Raw genomic sequence first — 14,879 nt, forward strand, 5'->3', positions numbered from 1 at the left:
TCTCGCGTCTGTTCGACTGCTTCAGACGACGAACTGAATCTCGTACTCAGTCAGGTTTTCGTATCCGTCGGGGGTGACGACGGCGATGTCCTCGATTCTCACACCACCCACGTCGGGATCATAGAGGCCAGGTTCAATGGTGACGATGTGCCCGGGTTCGAGCTCCCCCCCGTTCGGTGCCAGCCGTGGAAGCTCGTGGACATCCAGCCCGACGCCGTGGCCCGTGCTGTGGATGAACCCAGTCTCCGTTCGGTCGTCGTCACGCAACGTCGGCTCGCCGGCGTCCTCGTACACGTCACAGACAGCGTCGTGTACGTCTGCGCCGGTCGCGCCGGGTTCCAGCGCGTCGAACGCAGCGTCCACCGCGCGTTCAGTGAGGTCGTACCACTCACGCACCGTCTCGCTTGGCTCGCCTTTGACGAACGTCCGCGTCATGTCGGCGTGGTACTTCGTCATCTTGTCCTGTGGGAAGATGTCGATGATAATCGGCTCGTGAGCGAGGAGCGGCCCGCTCCCGCGGTCGTGAGGGTCCGCAGCGTCCGCGCCACAGGCGACGATTGTTTCGTCCAGCGAGCAGCCGTTGCGGAGCAGCGTCACCTCGATCTCCTCTTTCACCCGCTCGCTCGTCAGCGTCTCGCCGTCGACTTCGAGCGTGTCATCTTCCGCAATGTCCGACGCGTCAAGCAGCGACTCGGCCGCCGCCATCGCCGCTTCGTTTGCCCGCTGTGCCGTCCGGATGTGGTCGACTTCCGTCTCTGTCTTCGTCGCTCTGATCTCCGTGACGATGCCGTCAGTGTCGGCCGTCACGTCGACGCCGCGTGCGCGCAGGCCGTCCGCGGTCCGAAGGGGGAACCGCGGCGGCACGGCCACGCTCTCGACGTCGTAAGCCGCGAGGAAGTCCGCGAGGACGTGCGAGACCGCTTCGTCCGGGCCGTACTCCTCGACTTTCTGCTGGTGGTCGAAGTCGACATACCGTTCGACAGTCTCGGCCCGCGACTCGCGCTTGGCTCGGCCGAACTCCAGACTCCGTGGGAAGAGAAGGCGTGTCTCACCGTCGTACAGCGTGATGAACGGGTCCGGCGCGTCAAAGCCCGAGAGATAGTACTGGTCTGACACCTCGGAATCCGCATCGAGAAGGTAGCCATCGACGCCGGCGTCGTCGAGATATGCGTCCAGTGCTGAGAGAGCAGGTTCCATAGTGTCAGATTGGCCCCCATCCCCATATACGTCTCCCACTGCGCCGCTCGGCGGCCCGACATATGGCCACGAATACCATACCGATGCAGTTTGGCCGCTCATTTATTGACGTTCCAGCCCCTCAGTTCTAGTAATGAGTGACTTGTCCGGTGAAGACGTGACCGTTGTCGGTGGCGGCATCGGTGGGCTCTCCGCCGCGTGCTACCTGGCGGACGCAGGCGCGGACGTCTCGCTACTGGAGAAAAACGAGCAACTCGGGGGCCGCGCCTCCCGGCTGGAGGTGGATGGATTCCGGTTCGACATGGGGCCGTCGTGGTATCTGATGCCCGACGTGTTCGAGCGCTTCTTTGCGTACTTCGGCAAGGAGCCCCGCGACTACTACGACCTCCAGCGGCTCGACCCGCACTACCGTATCTTCTTCAAGGACGGCGACCAGATCGACGTGACCGGTAACAACGACGAGATGCGCGAGAAGTTCGAGGCGTACGAACCTGGCGCGGGCGAGGCGTTCGAAGAATATCTGTCGACCAGCGAACGCCACTACGAGACGGCGATGAACAAGTTCGTCTACAAGGACCGCTCGAAGCTCCGTGACTGGGTCGACCTCGACGTGATGACCGCCGCCCCGGTCGGCCTCCAGCTCGTCGGCTCGATGCAGAGCCACGTCGAGGACTACTTCGAGCACCCGAAGCTCCAGCAGATAATGCAGTACACGCTTGTCTTCCTCGGCGGCTCACCTCGAACGACGCCAGCGCTGTACAACATGATGAGCCACGTCGATTTCAACCTCGGCGTGTACTACCCCGACGGCGGCGTCGGTGCAGTCGTCGACGGTCTGGTCGAACTCGGCGAAGAACTCGGCGTCACCTACGAGACCGACGCCGAGGTCGCGGAGATTTCCCGACGGAAGGAGGGATTCCTCGTCGAGACGGTTCATGGCGAGACGACCCACCCCGACGAAGTGGTCGTCAACGCCGATTACGCCCACGCCGAGCGTGAACTCCTCCCGGACCACGAACGCCAGTACGACGACGATTACTGGGACGACAAGACGTACGCGCCGTCTGCCTTCCTCATGTACATGGGCGTCGAGGGTGACGTGGAGCCGCTGGAACACCACACACTCGTTCTGCCGACGGACTGGGACCCTCACTTCGACGACATCTTCGAGGAACCGGCCTGGCCCGACGACCCGGCCTACTACCTCTGTGTGCCCTCGAAGACCGATGACACCGTCGCCCCAGACGGGCACTCGAACCTGTTCGTGCTGGTCCCGATTGCGCCGGGACTGCACGACGGCGACGAGATACGTGAGGAGTACCGCGAGAAGGTGCTGGCCGACATCGCCGACAACACCGGCGTCGACCTGCGCGACCGCATCGTCTACGAGAAGCAGTTCGCCGTCTCCGACTTCGGCGAGCGGTACAACGCCACGGAGGGAACGGCCCTCGGTCTGGCCCACACGCTCCGCCAGACGGCCCTGCTGCGGCCCAACAACCGCTCGTCGGCCGTCGACGGCCTCTACTTCACGGGGTCGTTCACGACGCCCGGCATCGGCGTGCCGATGTGTCTCATCAGCGGCGAACACACTGCAGAGGCGCTCATCGAGGATATCGCCTGAGTAATGCCCGAACTTCCGACCGACCGCATTACCGCCGTTATCCCGCCGGAAGAGACGCTCGTGGGCTACCTGTTGCGCCTCTCCCGGCCGCGGTTCTGGCTGTACCTCGGTGGCCCGGTCATCGTCGGCGTCAGTTATGCGGCCGACGGCCCGGGCGAACTGTTCTCGCCGCTGGCTATCGCGCTGTTTCTGTACTTCACCATCCCCGGGAACGTGTTCCTGTACGGCGTCAACGACATCTTCGACGCCGACATCGACGAACACAATCCCAAGAAAGACGAGGGCCGCGAGGTCAGCTACCGCGGGGACAGCGCTGTCACGGCCATCGTCGTTGTCAGCGGCGCGCTCGCGTTGCTGTTTATGCTCGGGCTGCCGACGCTCGGGGTCGTAGCCCTGCTCGCTTGGATTGCGCTCTCTGTCGAGTACTCGGCCCCGCCGCTGCGGTTCAAAACGACGCCCTTCCTCGACTCCATCTCGAACGGCCTGTACATCCTGCCCGGCGTCATCGGCTACACCGCTATCGAAGGCGTCGCCCCACCAGCGACGGCGGTGGTTGGCGCGTGGCTCTGGGCGATGGGGATGCACACCTTCTCGGCGATTCCCGATATCGAACCCGACCGCGAGGCCGGTATTCAGACGACGGCGACGTTCCTAGGCGAGTCAAACACCTACTACTACTGCGTGATGTGCTGGCTCATGGCGTCGTTCGCGTTCAACTTCACGCACTGGGTCTTCGGCCTGCTACTGCTCGTCTACCCCGGCCTCGTCTTCGGGATTCTCGGCGTCGGCGTCGACATCGACGAGGCCTACTGGTGGTACCCCGCGATCAACACCATCGTCGGCATGGTGTTCACGCTCATCGCGCTGTGGGTGATGCTGTATGGGTAGCGGCAAAGACCGGACGCGACCGGGCTGGACGCTCCCGGAGACAAAGACCGACGCGACCGCGCAGTTCGACCAGTTCGTCACCGAGAACCGGTTTACCATCGCCGTCGTCTTTCCGCTCGTCGGCGCGGTCACCCTGCTTGCCAGCGCTGAGGGACTCCTGCCCGACCCGCTCGCGTTCAACCCCTACTTCGTCCTCTTTGGCACGTTCGTGATGCGATTACCCCTCGTGGCCGGCGTCTTCCCGCTCGTGGACCGCCGGGCCGGGCTGGCGCTGGTCGCGCTGACGCTGTATTCCTACGGCATCGAACTTGTCGGTGTCAGGACCGGGTGGCCCTACGGCGAATTTACCTACGGTGTCGACCTCGGTCCAATGTTGCTCGGTGAGGTACCGTTCGGCCTCCCGGTCTTCTTCTTCCCGCTGGTCCTGAACGCTTACCTGCTCGTCTTGCTGTTGCTCGGCAACAGAGCGGCGTCAACCGCGGTTCGGCTGCTGGCGACGCTTTCGACGGTCATGCTTATCGATCTCGTACTCGATCCGGGTGCCGTTGCCATCGGGTTCTGGACCTACGAGGTGCCCCAGTTCTACGGCGTTCCGTGGCAGAACTACGCCGGCTGGCTCCTGTCGGGCTCGGTTGCCGTCCTGCTGTTCGACCTCGGGTTCGACCGTGCGGGGCTCCGACAGCGGCTCGAAGCGTGTCCGTTCATGCTCGATGACCTGGTGAGCTTTGTCCTGCTGTGGGGCGGTATCAACCTCTTTTACGCGAACTGGGTGCCGGTCGGTATCGCCGCGCTGCTGGGAGCGGGCCTTCTCTGGACGGACCGCTTTGACTTCGACCTCTCGGAAACGCGACTCGGCCGGGCCGTCTGGCGGTGACATCATCGCTCGCCCACCCGTCACGACCGTCGAGACAGGCCAAGCGTTTAAGCAACCGCGTAGGAAGGTGGACGTATGGATCGAATCCCGTTTGGAATCCGCCAGCTCGATTCCATCATCAACGGTGGAGCGCCCGCGGGGAGCGTCGTCCTGCTCTCCGGCGAGGCCGGGGCTGGCTCCCGGGAGTTCATGCACACGAGCGCGCTCATCAACGGGCTCGAGCAGGTAGACACGGAACTGCACGACCTCTACTACGGCGACCGCTCGGCCGACGCCGTCGCGCCGGAGGAAGTCCATTACATCTCCTTTACCGCAAGCGAGACACAGCTGGTCAGCGAGATGCGGCTGGCGATGGACGACAACGTAGTCGAAAAAGGGAGCAAAGCGGTCGAGTTCCACGACCTCTCGGAGCGGTATTTCCATATCAGCCCCGTCCCTCGGGACTGGTACGCAGACGAAACCGCGTCGATTACCGACCTCCGGGCGCGCCACGAGCGAGAGGATCTGCTCGGCACACTCGGGATGGTTCTGAACGAGGTGGCGGCGAACAACCTCGTCATCATCGACTCGCTGTCGGACCTCGTCAGCGCCATGGGTGAGGACATCGAGTGGTCGGACATCAGCTCACTCGTCCAGGGGCTTCAGAAGGCGGCTCATCAGTGGGGCTGCCTGCTCCTCTTGCATATCAATCCCGAGACGCTGTCGGCGGTTCGATACGGGCAACTCGTCGACGCATCCCACGGGACGATGGAGTTCGCGTGGGAGTCCGGCGGCTCCACCCGGGCTCGAACCCTCGTCGTTCAACAGTTCCGTGGCGTCCTCTCACAGATCGAGGACGAGGACATCGTTCAGTTCGAGACGGAACTGGGCGATGCCGGCTTCGATATCAGCGACGTCCGCAAGATTCGATAGCGATAGTCGGCGGGACAGCCGGCAGTAGCTGTCGGCAGGGAGCAACGAGAACGGCGCTTCGGAATCGCTTCAACTCTCGGTATCTGAAATCGGCGGTAAACCCTTATCAGTCTTGTTCGTCAAGGGTGTCGTAATGTCCTCCGAGTCGACTGATGACGGGGGAGTGTACGTCGAGCTATCTGCAGATCTAGACGAGTGGCTGACTGAGCAGGCCGAGACACTCGACGTGTCTCGCGATGCTGTCATGAAGCAACTGCTGGCCGCATACATGACGACGGTCGATTCGGACCGCGAAATGGGCGATCACATCCAGCCGTCGTCGGACGAACTGGATGCCGTCGTCGCCGCGACCGTGGACGAGAAGCTGAACGGCTCAGTCGAAGCGGCGACCGAGAGCGCCGTCAACGCTCGTGTCCCGGACATCGTCGACACGGTAGAACGCCAGCTTGCTGATCGGTTCGAGGCGCTGGAAGCAGACTTCCAGACGAAGATCGAAGACGTCCGCGAGCGCGTCGTACAGGTCAAACGGGAGGCCGACGCCAAAGCGCCTGCCGACCACAGCCACGAGGAGTTCGACCGCATCGATGCACTCACACAGGAGATTGAACAGATAGAGACGGAACTCGCCGCGCTTCGAAGTGACGTGACTGACTCGCTCGAAACGCAGGACGAGCGCATCGCCGACATCGACGACCGTCTCGATGATGTCGAAGACAAGCTCACCCGCGTCGCCTGGGTCGTCAGCGACCTTCGCGACGACCAGGGTGGCCGAGACCAGAATCAAAAAGCGGTCGACCGCCTGAAACGCGCCGCGGCACAGGAGAACATCTCAGCGGCACGGTGTTCGAACTGTGACGAGCAGGTCGAGATCGGGCTCCTGACCGAACCCCAGTGTCCGCACTGCAACACGACGGTGTCGGACGTGCGGCCTGAGGGCGGTATCATCCGCTCGAAGGCGCGGCTGGTGGCCGCAGCACAGCTTGAACCGGGCGAGAACAATGAGTGACGACGAGCCAGACCCCTTCGAAGCGCTCGACTCCGGTGACGACCGCGAGGGCGACCCGTTCGAGCGACTCGGGTCGGGACCTGACGACGCGGACACCTCGACAGACACACGCCAGCCGTCCGACGACGGTTGGCCGGGCAGCGAATCGAGCGACGTACCGGCCGACAGCGGGTCCAACGGTGAACCCGCTGCAACCGATGCTGACGACCTGCTCTCGGCTGTCGACACGGCGGAGTTCCGTTCGGATTCGGCGGCTGAATCGGACAGCCCTGTTTCAGAGTCGGCACCTAGCCCGAAAGACCCGTTCTCGGGGATGGACGACCGCGGCGAAGACCCCTTCGGCAGCGGTGACAGCGCATTCGAGCGGGTCGATGTCGACCACATCGACGCCGACAAGGTGTGGGCAGAAATCGCTGACGACGACGATAGCGAGACCGCGCCAGAGAGCCGTTACGCGGAGGTGTCGAAACATCGCTACTGCGAGCAGTGTGAACACTTCTCCGAACCGCCGAACGCACACTGCACGAACGAGGGGACTGAAATCGTGGAGTTCCTCGACATGGAGACGGTCCGGCTCCTGAACTGTCCGGTCGTCGCCGAGCAACACGAAATCGAGGACGAGCAGTAACGGCTTTTTGCCTCGGTGTCGGACGGGCGTGTATGCAGTTCTGCGACGACTGTGGTTCGATGATGCACGCCGACGGTGACGAGATGGTCTGTCAGTCCTGTGGCGCGCGGGTCGCGAAAGACGAGGACCGGGCGGCCGAGTTCGTCACCACGGACGAACAGAGCGGCGACGAACTGATAGAGACCGAAGAGGGCTCGAACTTCGAGGGCAAGCCGACGGCCGACGACGTGACCTGTGAGGAATGCGGGCACGGAAAAGCGTGGTACACGATCAAACAGACCGGGTCAGCCGACGAACCGCCGACACGGTTTTTCAAGTGCCAGGAGTGTGGCCACCGGTGGCGTGAGTACAACTAGAGCAGCGACTCCAGAATCTGGAGCTCTTCCTCCTCGGATATCTGCTCGGAGTTCATACACGCGTGGACGACTTTGTGGACGAGCTCGGGATCCTGAAACGGATTGGATTGCAGCGAGCCGCCACCGTCCGCGATGGTTTCGACCTGCCCTTCAAGCTCGGCCAGCTGTGCGGAGAGGTCCTCGACAGTCGACTGGAACGTAGTCAGCGTGGTATTCACCTCGCCGGCCGCTGTCTCGACCACCGCTGCCGAGCGGTCGCCGTCGTCGGGCTCGGTATCGGTCTCTGACACTTGTTCGTCCCCGGTGTCGGGGGCGTCCGGTGACTCCGGGGGTTCGCTCTCGGATGCCAGTGCTTCAGTCTCGTCAGAGGACATTGAATCGGTCTGTTCGTCGCTAAACACAGCGTTTGCGAACGTTTCGCGGTTCGCCCAGTCGAACCCGTCGATACCGTTGACACGATTGCTCACAGTCGAGGCAGTCACATCGAGCTTCTCTGCGAGGTCTCGCTGGGACGCGGTGGGGTGTTGCCGAATCGCCCGGAGCGTCTCTCGTTCTGTCGAGGAGAGGTCCTCCGGGGCCGGATGCGACTGCGTCTCCGCGGACGATTCACTCGGAGACTCGTCGGTCTCGTCGGCCTCGGCTGGGTCGCCGTGTTCTTCGAGGACCCGCTCGACCAGTTCCGCTGTCGCGCTCGGCACTTCGGACGCAAGCTCTGCGATGGACGCCTCAGGGTTCTCGGCCGCTACGTCGAGTATTTGTTTGTGACGCATCGATTTGGGGGCCGTTCGGCCGTTCGTTGATTTGCTCATTGATATCACCACATAGGGATGGTACCGCCACCCAATCCCCCGACCTGATATACGTTTGACTGAAACCAATGGAATTGTCAAAAGCTTTTGGTTAGACACAAACATTAATTAATATGTTATTTACGCAGCCAGCGCCTGAATGCTAATGATACAAACTATGCAGAGCGGGGGGACCGATCTATGGGCCGGACAGGGCACCGTTGGTCAAAACAGAACCTGAGCCTTCTGAAGGCATTTATTCAGGGCAACGCAAAGCCATGTACTGTCGTCGTGTTCTGGCACTCTGTGGACTGGCTCTCACCGGTGCAGGATGTCAGGGTGAGACTGCTGACACCGAAACAGTGACGCCGGTCCCGTCGCCGGCCATCAGCGAAACTGACACCGGGCCGCTGCCCGCGGTGACGATTACGGACTCAGTAGTGATGCCCGGCGTCGTGGTCCCGGGAACTGACTCTATCAATGTCCAGTCAGCCGATGGGCAGTACCTCGTGCTCACAGTGACTGTCGAAGGCTCCGGAGTAGACCGCGCCGCGTTCTCGCTCAGATTCAACGGGTCGACGTACAGCCCACAGACCTTCAGGAACGGGCTGTATCGCGACGGTGAGTGGGGCCAACAGTTCACCGAGGCCGGTGGACCACTGGTCTTTGATCTCCCTGAAACCGGCACAGCCAGCGACGCCCGACTCTCCTGGCCCGGCGGGGAGTGGACACCGCCAGAGACTGTCCAGAACAGGCTCAAAGCGCCGCTGCCGTCATTCGATGTCACTCTCGACGGACCGGGGCGCGTCACTGAGCCAGCCGTGCCGACGCTTGAGATAACAGTCACGAACACGGGCGACACCGCAGGTCGGTACGTCCTCGCACTCAACCGAACCGGTCCACGCGTCGCTTACACGCCCGTCGGACGGTTTGACGGTGAGCTGGCGCCGGGTGAAACAGAGAGCATTACACGCGATGGCAAGAGTCCCTACGTCGACGAGACGGAGCCGCGCGAAGTCACGTATCACCTGCGAGCCTCGGAAGACCACAACGACGCGACACACCGAATCAAACCGGTCGATGAGGAAGCTACGACCGAATCATAGAAATCCATCGCATTCGAGAGCCGCCTGTGCGCATCGAGACGACAGCAAACAGTCAGACGCTGGCACAGGAGCGCCGCCTCAGACCCCTTCCAGGTCGGACCGGTACTCGTTGATCGCGTCGTCGGCGTCTTCGATGACACCGGCTACGTCTCCCGCGTCACCGCTACTCAGGTCGTTGAGCGCCGACTGGATGCGGGCGAGCCGACCGTGGTCCGGGCCGCGTTCGGCGGTCGCGAGGGTGTCGAGCTGGTCGGCGAGTTCGGCGAGGCGCTCGCTCGCTTCGTCGCTGCTAGTGTCTTCGGACGCCGATTCGAGCAGTTCGCTTGCGGATGCGAGTTCGTCGCGTGTCATACGTGGAAGTTTACAGATGGGGACTAAAACGGTTCGGCTTACGCGAGCAGAATTCTTATAAATAAACAGCGGCCGGAGGCCGCGCAACGCTTACCCAGTCCCCGCTCCCAGACCGGGCATGGCAAACTTCCTCTTCTGTTCGCTAGATGCGGCACTTGTCGGCGACATCGCCTGGCAGGTCGCTCGAGAGGGCCACGACGTGAAGTACTACATCGAGGCCGACAGCGACAGGAAAATCGCCGACGGGTTCGTGCCGAAGACCGACGACTGGCGCACCGAAGTTGAGTGGGCCGACGTCATTATATTCGACGACATCTGGGTCGGCAGCGATGTCGGCACCGGCGAACTCGCGCGGGAACTCCGAGCCGAGGGCCACGCCGTCGTTGGAGGCACTCCGGACACGGACCGGCTCGAAGAGGACCGCGGCTACGCGATGGCGGTCCTCGAGGAACACGGTGTCAACACTATCGAACATCACGTCTTCGAGGACTTCGACGCCGGCACCCGGCACGTCCAGAAGGACTCCGCACCCTATGTAATCAAGCCGCTGGGCGAGGTCCAGAACGTCAAGCGACTCCTCTACGTCGGCAACGAGGACGACGGCAGCGATGTCGTCGACGTGCTCCGGGCGTATAAGAAGGCGTGGAGCCACCGCATGAAGGGGTTCCAGCTCCAGCGGAAGGTCGAGGGCGTCGAAATCGCCGTCTGTGGCTTCTTCAACGGCGAGTCGTTCGTCGAGCCGATCAACTTCAACTTCGAGCACAAGAAACTGTTCCCGGACAACATCGGTCCTTCGACCGGCGAGATGGGGACCTCGATGCTCTGGGCGGGGCGCAACGAACTGTTCACCGAGACGCTCGGCAAACTGGAGGGCTGGCTCGCCGGCGAGGAGTACGTCGGCAGCATCGACATCAACTGCATCGTCAACGAGGACGGTATCTATCCGCTGGAATTTACACCGCGGTTCGGGTACCCCACAGTCACGCTGCAGGAGGAGTCGTTTGAGTCGGGAACAGGGCAGTTCTTCCTCGATCTGGCGAACGGGCGCGACCCCGGGCTGGAGGTCCACCGGGGGTATCAGATCGCGGTTCGAGTCGTCCTCCCGCCGTTCCCGTTCGACGACCAAGAGACGTACGACGAGAACTCCCGCAACGCCGCAGTCGTCTTCGAATCCGACAGCCGCGATGGCATCCACATCGAGGACGCGAAGCGTGTACCCGTTGAGGGTGCGGAACGCTCGGCTGGCGAGAGAAGCGAGCCGGAAGCGGCTGTTGACGGGCAGTGGCGTGTGGCTGGTGAAAGCGGGATGCCGCTAGTCGTCACGGGGAAAGGCGAAACGATGCAGGCGGCACGGGAGCAGGCCTACGAGCGAATCGACGATATCCTCATCCCGAACTGTTACTACCGCGACGACATCGGCGAGCGCTGGATCGACGGCGACGGGGACCGCCTGCAGGCGTGGGGCTATCTCGGCCCTGCCGTCTAGCGACGTGCAGGATAGCGTTCCCGTGTGACCGAGCTTTGGCACGCGCCGAACGCGGACCTTTATGTGTGTAACACGTACCCATGATTGACGAATGGATGCACAAACTGAACGGTCGCCGCTACACGTCTCGCACACCGACCACGACGACGGCTGGACGGTCGCCGTCGACCTCGACTCGCTTCAGGTTAGCGACGACCACGTCACAGTCGACGTCATTGGAACAGAAGCCATCGTTGCCGTCGACGCCCCGCACCTCCAGACGGAGTTCGACATCGATCTACCGGCTGCCGGGGCAGTCCAGACACTCAGAAACGGCGTGCTCACGCTCTCGCAGCGAAGTTAGCGCTGTCGCGGGCTACTTTTTAGCCATACCCCGCCTTTGTGACAGTCCAGCAACACGATACGACTCCACAAGGGATTTGAGCGTGTTGCTGGAACCGTTCAGTGATGACCACCCCTCCCGACCGGGACCCGCCGACGATTCGGGGCTCGGTGCCACCGCTTCGTGCGTGGATTCGAACGTTTCTCATCGGCCTCTGTATGGGCAGTGCGGACGGCGTCCCCGGCGTCTCCGGGGGGACGATAGCGCTCATCGCCGGCGTCTACGAGCGGCTCATCGCTGCGATTACCGCCGTCACGCCGGGCCGAATACTCCGATTTCTCCGCGCGCTCACGCCGCTGGACGGCGGGATTGACCCCCGCGGCGCGTTCGCGGAACTGCTCGAACTCGACGTCTGGTTCCTCGTCGCGCTGGTCACCGGCGTCGGGACTGCCGTCGTCATCGTGACGCGAATCGTCCACGTCGCCAGCCAGGAGACGCCAGCGCTACTCTTTGGGTTCTTCTTCGGACTCATCGCCGCCTCGGCGGTCGTCTTGCTGCGCAGCCTCACCGTCGAGTCGCCGTTCCAGATAGGGGCCGGCGTCGTCGGCTTCGTCCTCGCGTTCTACGTCTCCGGCGTGTCGACATCGGCCGCGGACGGGGGCGGTCTCATGCTGGTCTTCGTCGCCGGCATGATAGGCGTCAGCGCGATGATTCTACCCGGCATCTCGGGGTCGCTGTTGCTCATCATCCTCGGGCAGTACACCCGGATGTCGACGGCGCTCAGCGAGTTCGTCGACGCGCTCATCGCGCTCGCCACCGGCGGCACGGTCGAGGACGTGACCACGACCGCCGTGCCGGTCGTGACGTTCATCCTCGGCGGACTTGTCGGGTTGTTCACCATCGCCCGCGTCGTCCGACGGGCGCTTGATTACAACCGCCGAGCGACACTGGCTTTCCTCGTCGCGCTCGTCGTCGGTGCACTGCGTGCCCCTGTCGTGGAAGTACAGGAGAAGGTCGGTTTTTCGACCGACGTTCTCATCGCGTTCGTCGCCGCTGGTGCCGTCGGCGCGGCCTTCCTGCTCGCCCTCGACTGGTACGCCGTCGACCTCGACCTCGACAAGGTCTAAGCGGTTCAGAAGCCCCAGGCGCGACGGTACTGCGGCGGTCCCTCGATCTCGTCGGTCGCGTCGAGTTCCCTCGCGGCATTCATCGTAAAGTACGGGTCCCGGAGGTGTTCGCGGCCGACGATGGCCATGTCTGCCCGGTCGTTGGCGACGACGGCTTCGGCCTGTTCGGGCGTCGTGATGCCGCCGACAGCGCCGACGGCGATGTCCGACTCCGTTTCCTCTCGGATCCGCTCGGCGTACCGGAGCTGGTAGTTCGGCCCGGCGTAGTCGGGGCGGGACTCGGGGTGGATGCCGCCGCCGCTTACGTCGATGAGGTCCACGCCGATGTCGGCGAGCCGGTCCGACAGTCGCACGGAATCCTCGACGGTCCACGAGTCGCGGTCGGGGAGCCAGTCCGTCGCAGAGATACGGACGAACACCGGCTTGTCGTCGGGCCAGACCTCGCGGACGGCGGTCGTGATTTCGCGGACCAGCCGCGTGCGGCCCTCGAAGTCGCCGCCGTAGTCGTCTTCGCGGTGGTTCGTCACCGGTGAAAGGAACTGATGCAAGAGGTAGCCGTGGGCGGCGTGGACCTCTGCGACTTCGAATCCGGCGTCGAGCGCGCGCTCAGCGGCGGTGCGGAACGAGCCGATGACAGCCTCGATGCCGCCCTGATCGAGCGCCGTTGTCGGCGGTGCCTCGCCGTCTTCGTATGGCCAGGGGTCGTCACTCGGGCCGACGACTTCCCAGCCGCCGTCGTCGGGCTGGAGCGGGTCGTGGCCATCCCACGGTCGTTCGATGGAGGCTTTCCGCCCAGCATGGGCTAACTGGATGCCCGGCACGCTTCCCTGTTCGGTGATGAACTCCGTAATCGGTTCCAGCGCTGCCGCGTGCTCGTCGCTCCAGATACCCAGATCCTCCGGAGAGATACGGCCACGGGCTTCGACAGCAGTCGCCTCGGTCATGACCAGGCCTGCGCCGCCAACGGCACGCGAACCGAGGTGCGTGCGGTGCCAGTTGGTGGCGAGGCCGTCACGAGCCTCGCAGGAGTACTGGCACATCGGAGACACCATGACGCGATTCGTGACTGTCGTCTCACGGAGTTCCAGCGGTGAGAACAGTGCAGTCATCGATGGGAGTTTGCCGTCGAGACGGATAACCGCACTGGCGGCTGCAAGAGTCGTCGTTAGTTCCGGCGGTTTCCGTCGTCACCTGGGCGTCTCGCCGCCAGCGCCCTACTCGGTCAGCGAGGCACCGGTGTTCCGGGGGGCGACCACGGTGACTGTGCCCTCGACGCCGGCCTCGTCGAGAGCTAGGACGCCAGCCTCCCTGGCCTCGGACTGGTGGGCCGCCGTCGTCAGCCCCCAGACGGTCGGGCCCCACGAGCTCTGGCCGGCCCCGGAAATAATTGGAGCGCTCGACAGCGAGTCGACGAGTTCGCCAGCGGGTGGGCGGTAGACGCCACCCTGCTCGTCGGCGTACCACGCGCCGTTGAGCCGGCCCAGCCGCGCCGCGGCCTGCCCGAAGTCGCTGTGGTCTCTGGTCGCAATCGCGGGGAGGACCCGGCGGGTCAGTAACGTCGAAATCTCGTCAGCGATGCCGGGGTCGGCGCGCTCGACGGCTTGCCGCATGCTCTGGTCTTCTGCGCTCCCGCTCTGTCCGGGGTCGGTGTCCGGGACGACGATGACAAACCGCCAGTGTGCGGGGACGTCATGACGGGCCAGCACCGGCGGCACGTCCCAGTCACCTTCGGCTGGCGGTTCGGCAGTGAACCGCTCCGTCGGGTGGCCGCCGTCGACGACGAACCCGCCCGACTCGAACGCGGCCACGCCGACGCCGCTCCGGCCGCCCCGGCCCAGTTGCGGCGCGTAGGTCCGTGCGTCGGCAGTCCGGTCGTACGCCCGGACGACGGCGATGAGCGTCGCCAGCGAGAGCTGGGTGCCGCTCCCGAGGCCAACGTGTCGCGGGAACCGCTCGTCGACGGAGACGGACGCGCCGGGTACGTCGAGCGCGTCGACGACGCGCCGAACGTACGGCTCAGTCGCCGCGTCGTCGCACCGGACCGTCTCGGCCCGGGACGCCTCGACGGTCAGCCGCGGCTTGTCGAGCGCGAGCCCGACGCCGCCGTAGAGGCGCTCGTGGGCGAGCGAGAGGTTCTGAAAGCCGAAGTGGAGTCGCGCGGCGGTCGTGACCGTCGGCATACGGCGGTGGAAGTCCCCGACGGAAAAGAAGGTACTG

The 14,879-nt window shown here is 63.9% G+C and carries 16 protein-coding genes; 11 read left to right on the forward strand and 5 right to left on the reverse strand.

The window, feature by feature from the left end; genetic code table 11:
- Nucleotides 1-21: 21 nt before the first annotated feature.
- Nucleotides 22-1,197 (reverse strand): Xaa-Pro peptidase family protein, encoded by a 1,176-nt coding sequence (locus D3D01_RS00575; protein ID WP_101349697.1) that lies wholly within the window; start codon nucleotides 1,195-1,197, stop codon nucleotides 22-24.
- 133 nt (nucleotides 1,198-1,330) lie between these two features.
- On the opposite strand from D3D01_RS00575, the gene crtD reads away from it, so the two are divergent.
- From crtD to D3D01_RS00610, 7 genes are all read left to right on the forward strand, one after another.
- A complete protein-coding gene (gene crtD, locus D3D01_RS00580; RefSeq protein WP_121510897.1) occupies nucleotides 1,331-2,818 on the forward strand; it encodes a carotenoid 3,4-desaturase in 1,488 nt (495 codons plus the stop codon).
- Between the two features lie 3 nt (nucleotides 2,819-2,821).
- On the forward strand, nucleotides 2,822-3,706 hold the full coding sequence (locus tag D3D01_RS00585; protein WP_101349695.1) for a prenyltransferase: 885 nt from the start codon (nucleotides 2,822-2,824) through the stop codon (nucleotides 3,704-3,706).
- Complete coding sequence (gene cruF, locus D3D01_RS00590; protein ID WP_121510898.1) at nucleotides 3,699-4,580, forward strand: bisanhydrobacterioruberin hydratase; 882 nt, start codon at nucleotides 3,699-3,701, stop codon at nucleotides 4,578-4,580. The genes D3D01_RS00585 and cruF overlap by 8 nt, the downstream gene beginning before the upstream one ends.
- 75 nt (nucleotides 4,581-4,655) lie before the next feature.
- Nucleotides 4,656-5,492: an HTR-like protein gene (locus tag D3D01_RS00595; protein ID WP_121510899.1), complete on the forward strand. Its 837-nt coding sequence runs from the start codon at nucleotides 4,656-4,658 to the stop codon at nucleotides 5,490-5,492.
- Nucleotides 5,493-5,625: 133 nt separating this feature from the next.
- Nucleotides 5,626-6,498 (forward strand): hypothetical protein, encoded by an 873-nt coding sequence (locus tag D3D01_RS00600; RefSeq protein WP_121510900.1) that lies wholly within the window; start codon nucleotides 5,626-5,628, stop codon nucleotides 6,496-6,498.
- On the forward strand, nucleotides 6,491-7,126 hold the full coding sequence (locus D3D01_RS00605; RefSeq protein ID WP_121510901.1) for a hypothetical protein: 636 nt from the start codon (nucleotides 6,491-6,493) through the stop codon (nucleotides 7,124-7,126). Before D3D01_RS00600 ends, D3D01_RS00605 begins: the two co-directional genes overlap by 8 nt.
- A 32-nt stretch (nucleotides 7,127-7,158) precedes the next feature.
- Nucleotides 7,159-7,482, forward strand: coding sequence for a transcription factor S (locus D3D01_RS00610; protein WP_101349690.1), 324 nt, complete (start codon nucleotides 7,159-7,161; stop codon nucleotides 7,480-7,482).
- On the opposite strand, the gene D3D01_RS00615 is transcribed toward D3D01_RS00610, so the two are convergent.
- Complete coding sequence (locus tag D3D01_RS00615; RefSeq protein WP_121511307.1) at nucleotides 7,479-8,252, reverse strand: winged helix-turn-helix domain-containing protein; 774 nt, start codon at nucleotides 8,250-8,252, stop codon at nucleotides 7,479-7,481. The genes D3D01_RS00610 and D3D01_RS00615 overlap by 4 nt on opposite strands.
- Nucleotides 8,253-8,548: 296 nt before the next feature.
- Here D3D01_RS00615 and D3D01_RS00620 point away from each other — a divergent pair, with 296 nt between their 5' ends.
- On the forward strand, nucleotides 8,549-9,376 hold the full coding sequence (locus D3D01_RS00620; protein WP_121510902.1) for a hypothetical protein: 828 nt from the start codon (nucleotides 8,549-8,551) through the stop codon (nucleotides 9,374-9,376).
- Between the two features lie 78 nt (nucleotides 9,377-9,454).
- On the opposite strand, the gene D3D01_RS00625 is transcribed toward D3D01_RS00620, so the two are convergent.
- Nucleotides 9,455-9,727 carry a hypothetical protein gene (locus tag D3D01_RS00625; RefSeq protein WP_101349688.1) on the reverse strand — a complete coding sequence of 91 codons (273 nt, stop codon included), beginning with the start codon at nucleotides 9,725-9,727 and terminating at the stop codon, nucleotides 9,455-9,457.
- Between the two features lie 118 nt (nucleotides 9,728-9,845).
- On the opposite strand from D3D01_RS00625, the gene D3D01_RS00630 reads away from it, so the two are divergent.
- From D3D01_RS00630 to D3D01_RS00640, 3 genes are all read left to right on the forward strand, one after another.
- A complete protein-coding gene (locus D3D01_RS00630) occupies nucleotides 9,846-11,213 on the forward strand; it encodes a phosphoribosylamine--glycine ligase (RefSeq protein WP_121510903.1) in 1,368 nt (455 codons plus the stop codon).
- Between the two features lie 91 nt (nucleotides 11,214-11,304).
- Nucleotides 11,305-11,556, forward strand: a complete 252-nt coding sequence (locus D3D01_RS00635) for a hypothetical protein (protein WP_053968449.1) — start codon at nucleotides 11,305-11,307, stop codon at nucleotides 11,554-11,556.
- 104 nt (nucleotides 11,557-11,660) lie between these two features.
- The gene (locus D3D01_RS00640; protein WP_121510904.1) at nucleotides 11,661-12,662 is read left to right on the forward strand and encodes a DUF368 domain-containing protein; all 1,002 of its coding nucleotides are present in this window, start codon (nucleotides 11,661-11,663) and stop codon (nucleotides 12,660-12,662) included.
- 5 nt (nucleotides 12,663-12,667) lie between these two features.
- Here the strand turns inward: D3D01_RS00640 and D3D01_RS00645 are convergent, their stop codons facing one another.
- Complete coding sequence (locus D3D01_RS00645; RefSeq protein WP_121510905.1) at nucleotides 12,668-13,771, reverse strand: NADH:flavin oxidoreductase/NADH oxidase; 1,104 nt, start codon at nucleotides 13,769-13,771, stop codon at nucleotides 12,668-12,670.
- A gap of 105 nt (nucleotides 13,772-13,876) precedes the next feature.
- On the reverse strand, nucleotides 13,877-14,842 hold the full coding sequence (locus D3D01_RS00650; protein ID WP_121510906.1) for a beta-ribofuranosylaminobenzene 5'-phosphate synthase family protein: 966 nt from the start codon (nucleotides 14,840-14,842) through the stop codon (nucleotides 13,877-13,879).
- Between the last annotated feature and the right edge of the window lie 37 nt (nucleotides 14,843-14,879).

It is taken from the genome of Haloarcula sp. Atlit-7R (genome assembly GCF_003666065.1).
Lineage (GTDB): Archaea > Halobacteriota > Halobacteria > Halobacteriales > Haloarculaceae > Haloarcula > Haloarcula taiwanensis.

Coding starts and splice junctions, on each gene's coding strand:
- D3D01_RS00575 (WP_101349697.1), bottom strand. CDS start 1,197: ATGGAACCTGCTCTCTCAGCACTGGACGCATATCTCGACGACGCCGGC.
- crtD (WP_121510897.1), top strand. CDS start 1,331: ATGAGTGACTTGTCCGGTGAAGACGTGACCGTTGTCGGTGGCGGCATC.
- D3D01_RS00585 (WP_101349695.1), top strand. CDS start 2,822: ATGCCCGAACTTCCGACCGACCGCATTACCGCCGTTATCCCGCCGGAA.
- cruF (WP_121510898.1), top strand. CDS start 3,699: ATGGGTAGCGGCAAAGACCGGACGCGACCGGGCTGGACGCTCCCGGAG.
- D3D01_RS00595 (WP_121510899.1), top strand. CDS start 4,656: ATGGATCGAATCCCGTTTGGAATCCGCCAGCTCGATTCCATCATCAAC.
- D3D01_RS00600 (WP_121510900.1), top strand. CDS start 5,626: ATGTCCTCCGAGTCGACTGATGACGGGGGAGTGTACGTCGAGCTATCT.
- D3D01_RS00605 (WP_121510901.1), top strand. CDS start 6,491: ATGAGTGACGACGAGCCAGACCCCTTCGAAGCGCTCGACTCCGGTGAC.
- D3D01_RS00610 (WP_101349690.1), top strand. CDS start 7,159: ATGCAGTTCTGCGACGACTGTGGTTCGATGATGCACGCCGACGGTGAC.
- D3D01_RS00615 (WP_121511307.1), bottom strand. CDS start 8,252: ATGCGTCACAAACAAATACTCGACGTAGCGGCCGAGAACCCTGAGGCG.
- D3D01_RS00620 (WP_121510902.1), top strand. CDS start 8,549: ATGTACTGTCGTCGTGTTCTGGCACTCTGTGGACTGGCTCTCACCGGT.
- D3D01_RS00625 (WP_101349688.1), bottom strand. CDS start 9,727: ATGACACGCGACGAACTCGCATCCGCAAGCGAACTGCTCGAATCGGCG.
- D3D01_RS00630 (WP_121510903.1), top strand. CDS start 9,846: ATGGCAAACTTCCTCTTCTGTTCGCTAGATGCGGCACTTGTCGGCGAC.
- D3D01_RS00635 (WP_053968449.1), top strand. CDS start 11,305: ATGGATGCACAAACTGAACGGTCGCCGCTACACGTCTCGCACACCGAC.
- D3D01_RS00640 (WP_121510904.1), top strand. CDS start 11,661: ATGACCACCCCTCCCGACCGGGACCCGCCGACGATTCGGGGCTCGGTG.
- D3D01_RS00645 (WP_121510905.1), bottom strand. CDS start 13,771: ATGACTGCACTGTTCTCACCGCTGGAACTCCGTGAGACGACAGTCACG.
- D3D01_RS00650 (WP_121510906.1), bottom strand. CDS start 14,842: ATGCCGACGGTCACGACCGCCGCGCGACTCCACTTCGGCTTTCAGAAC.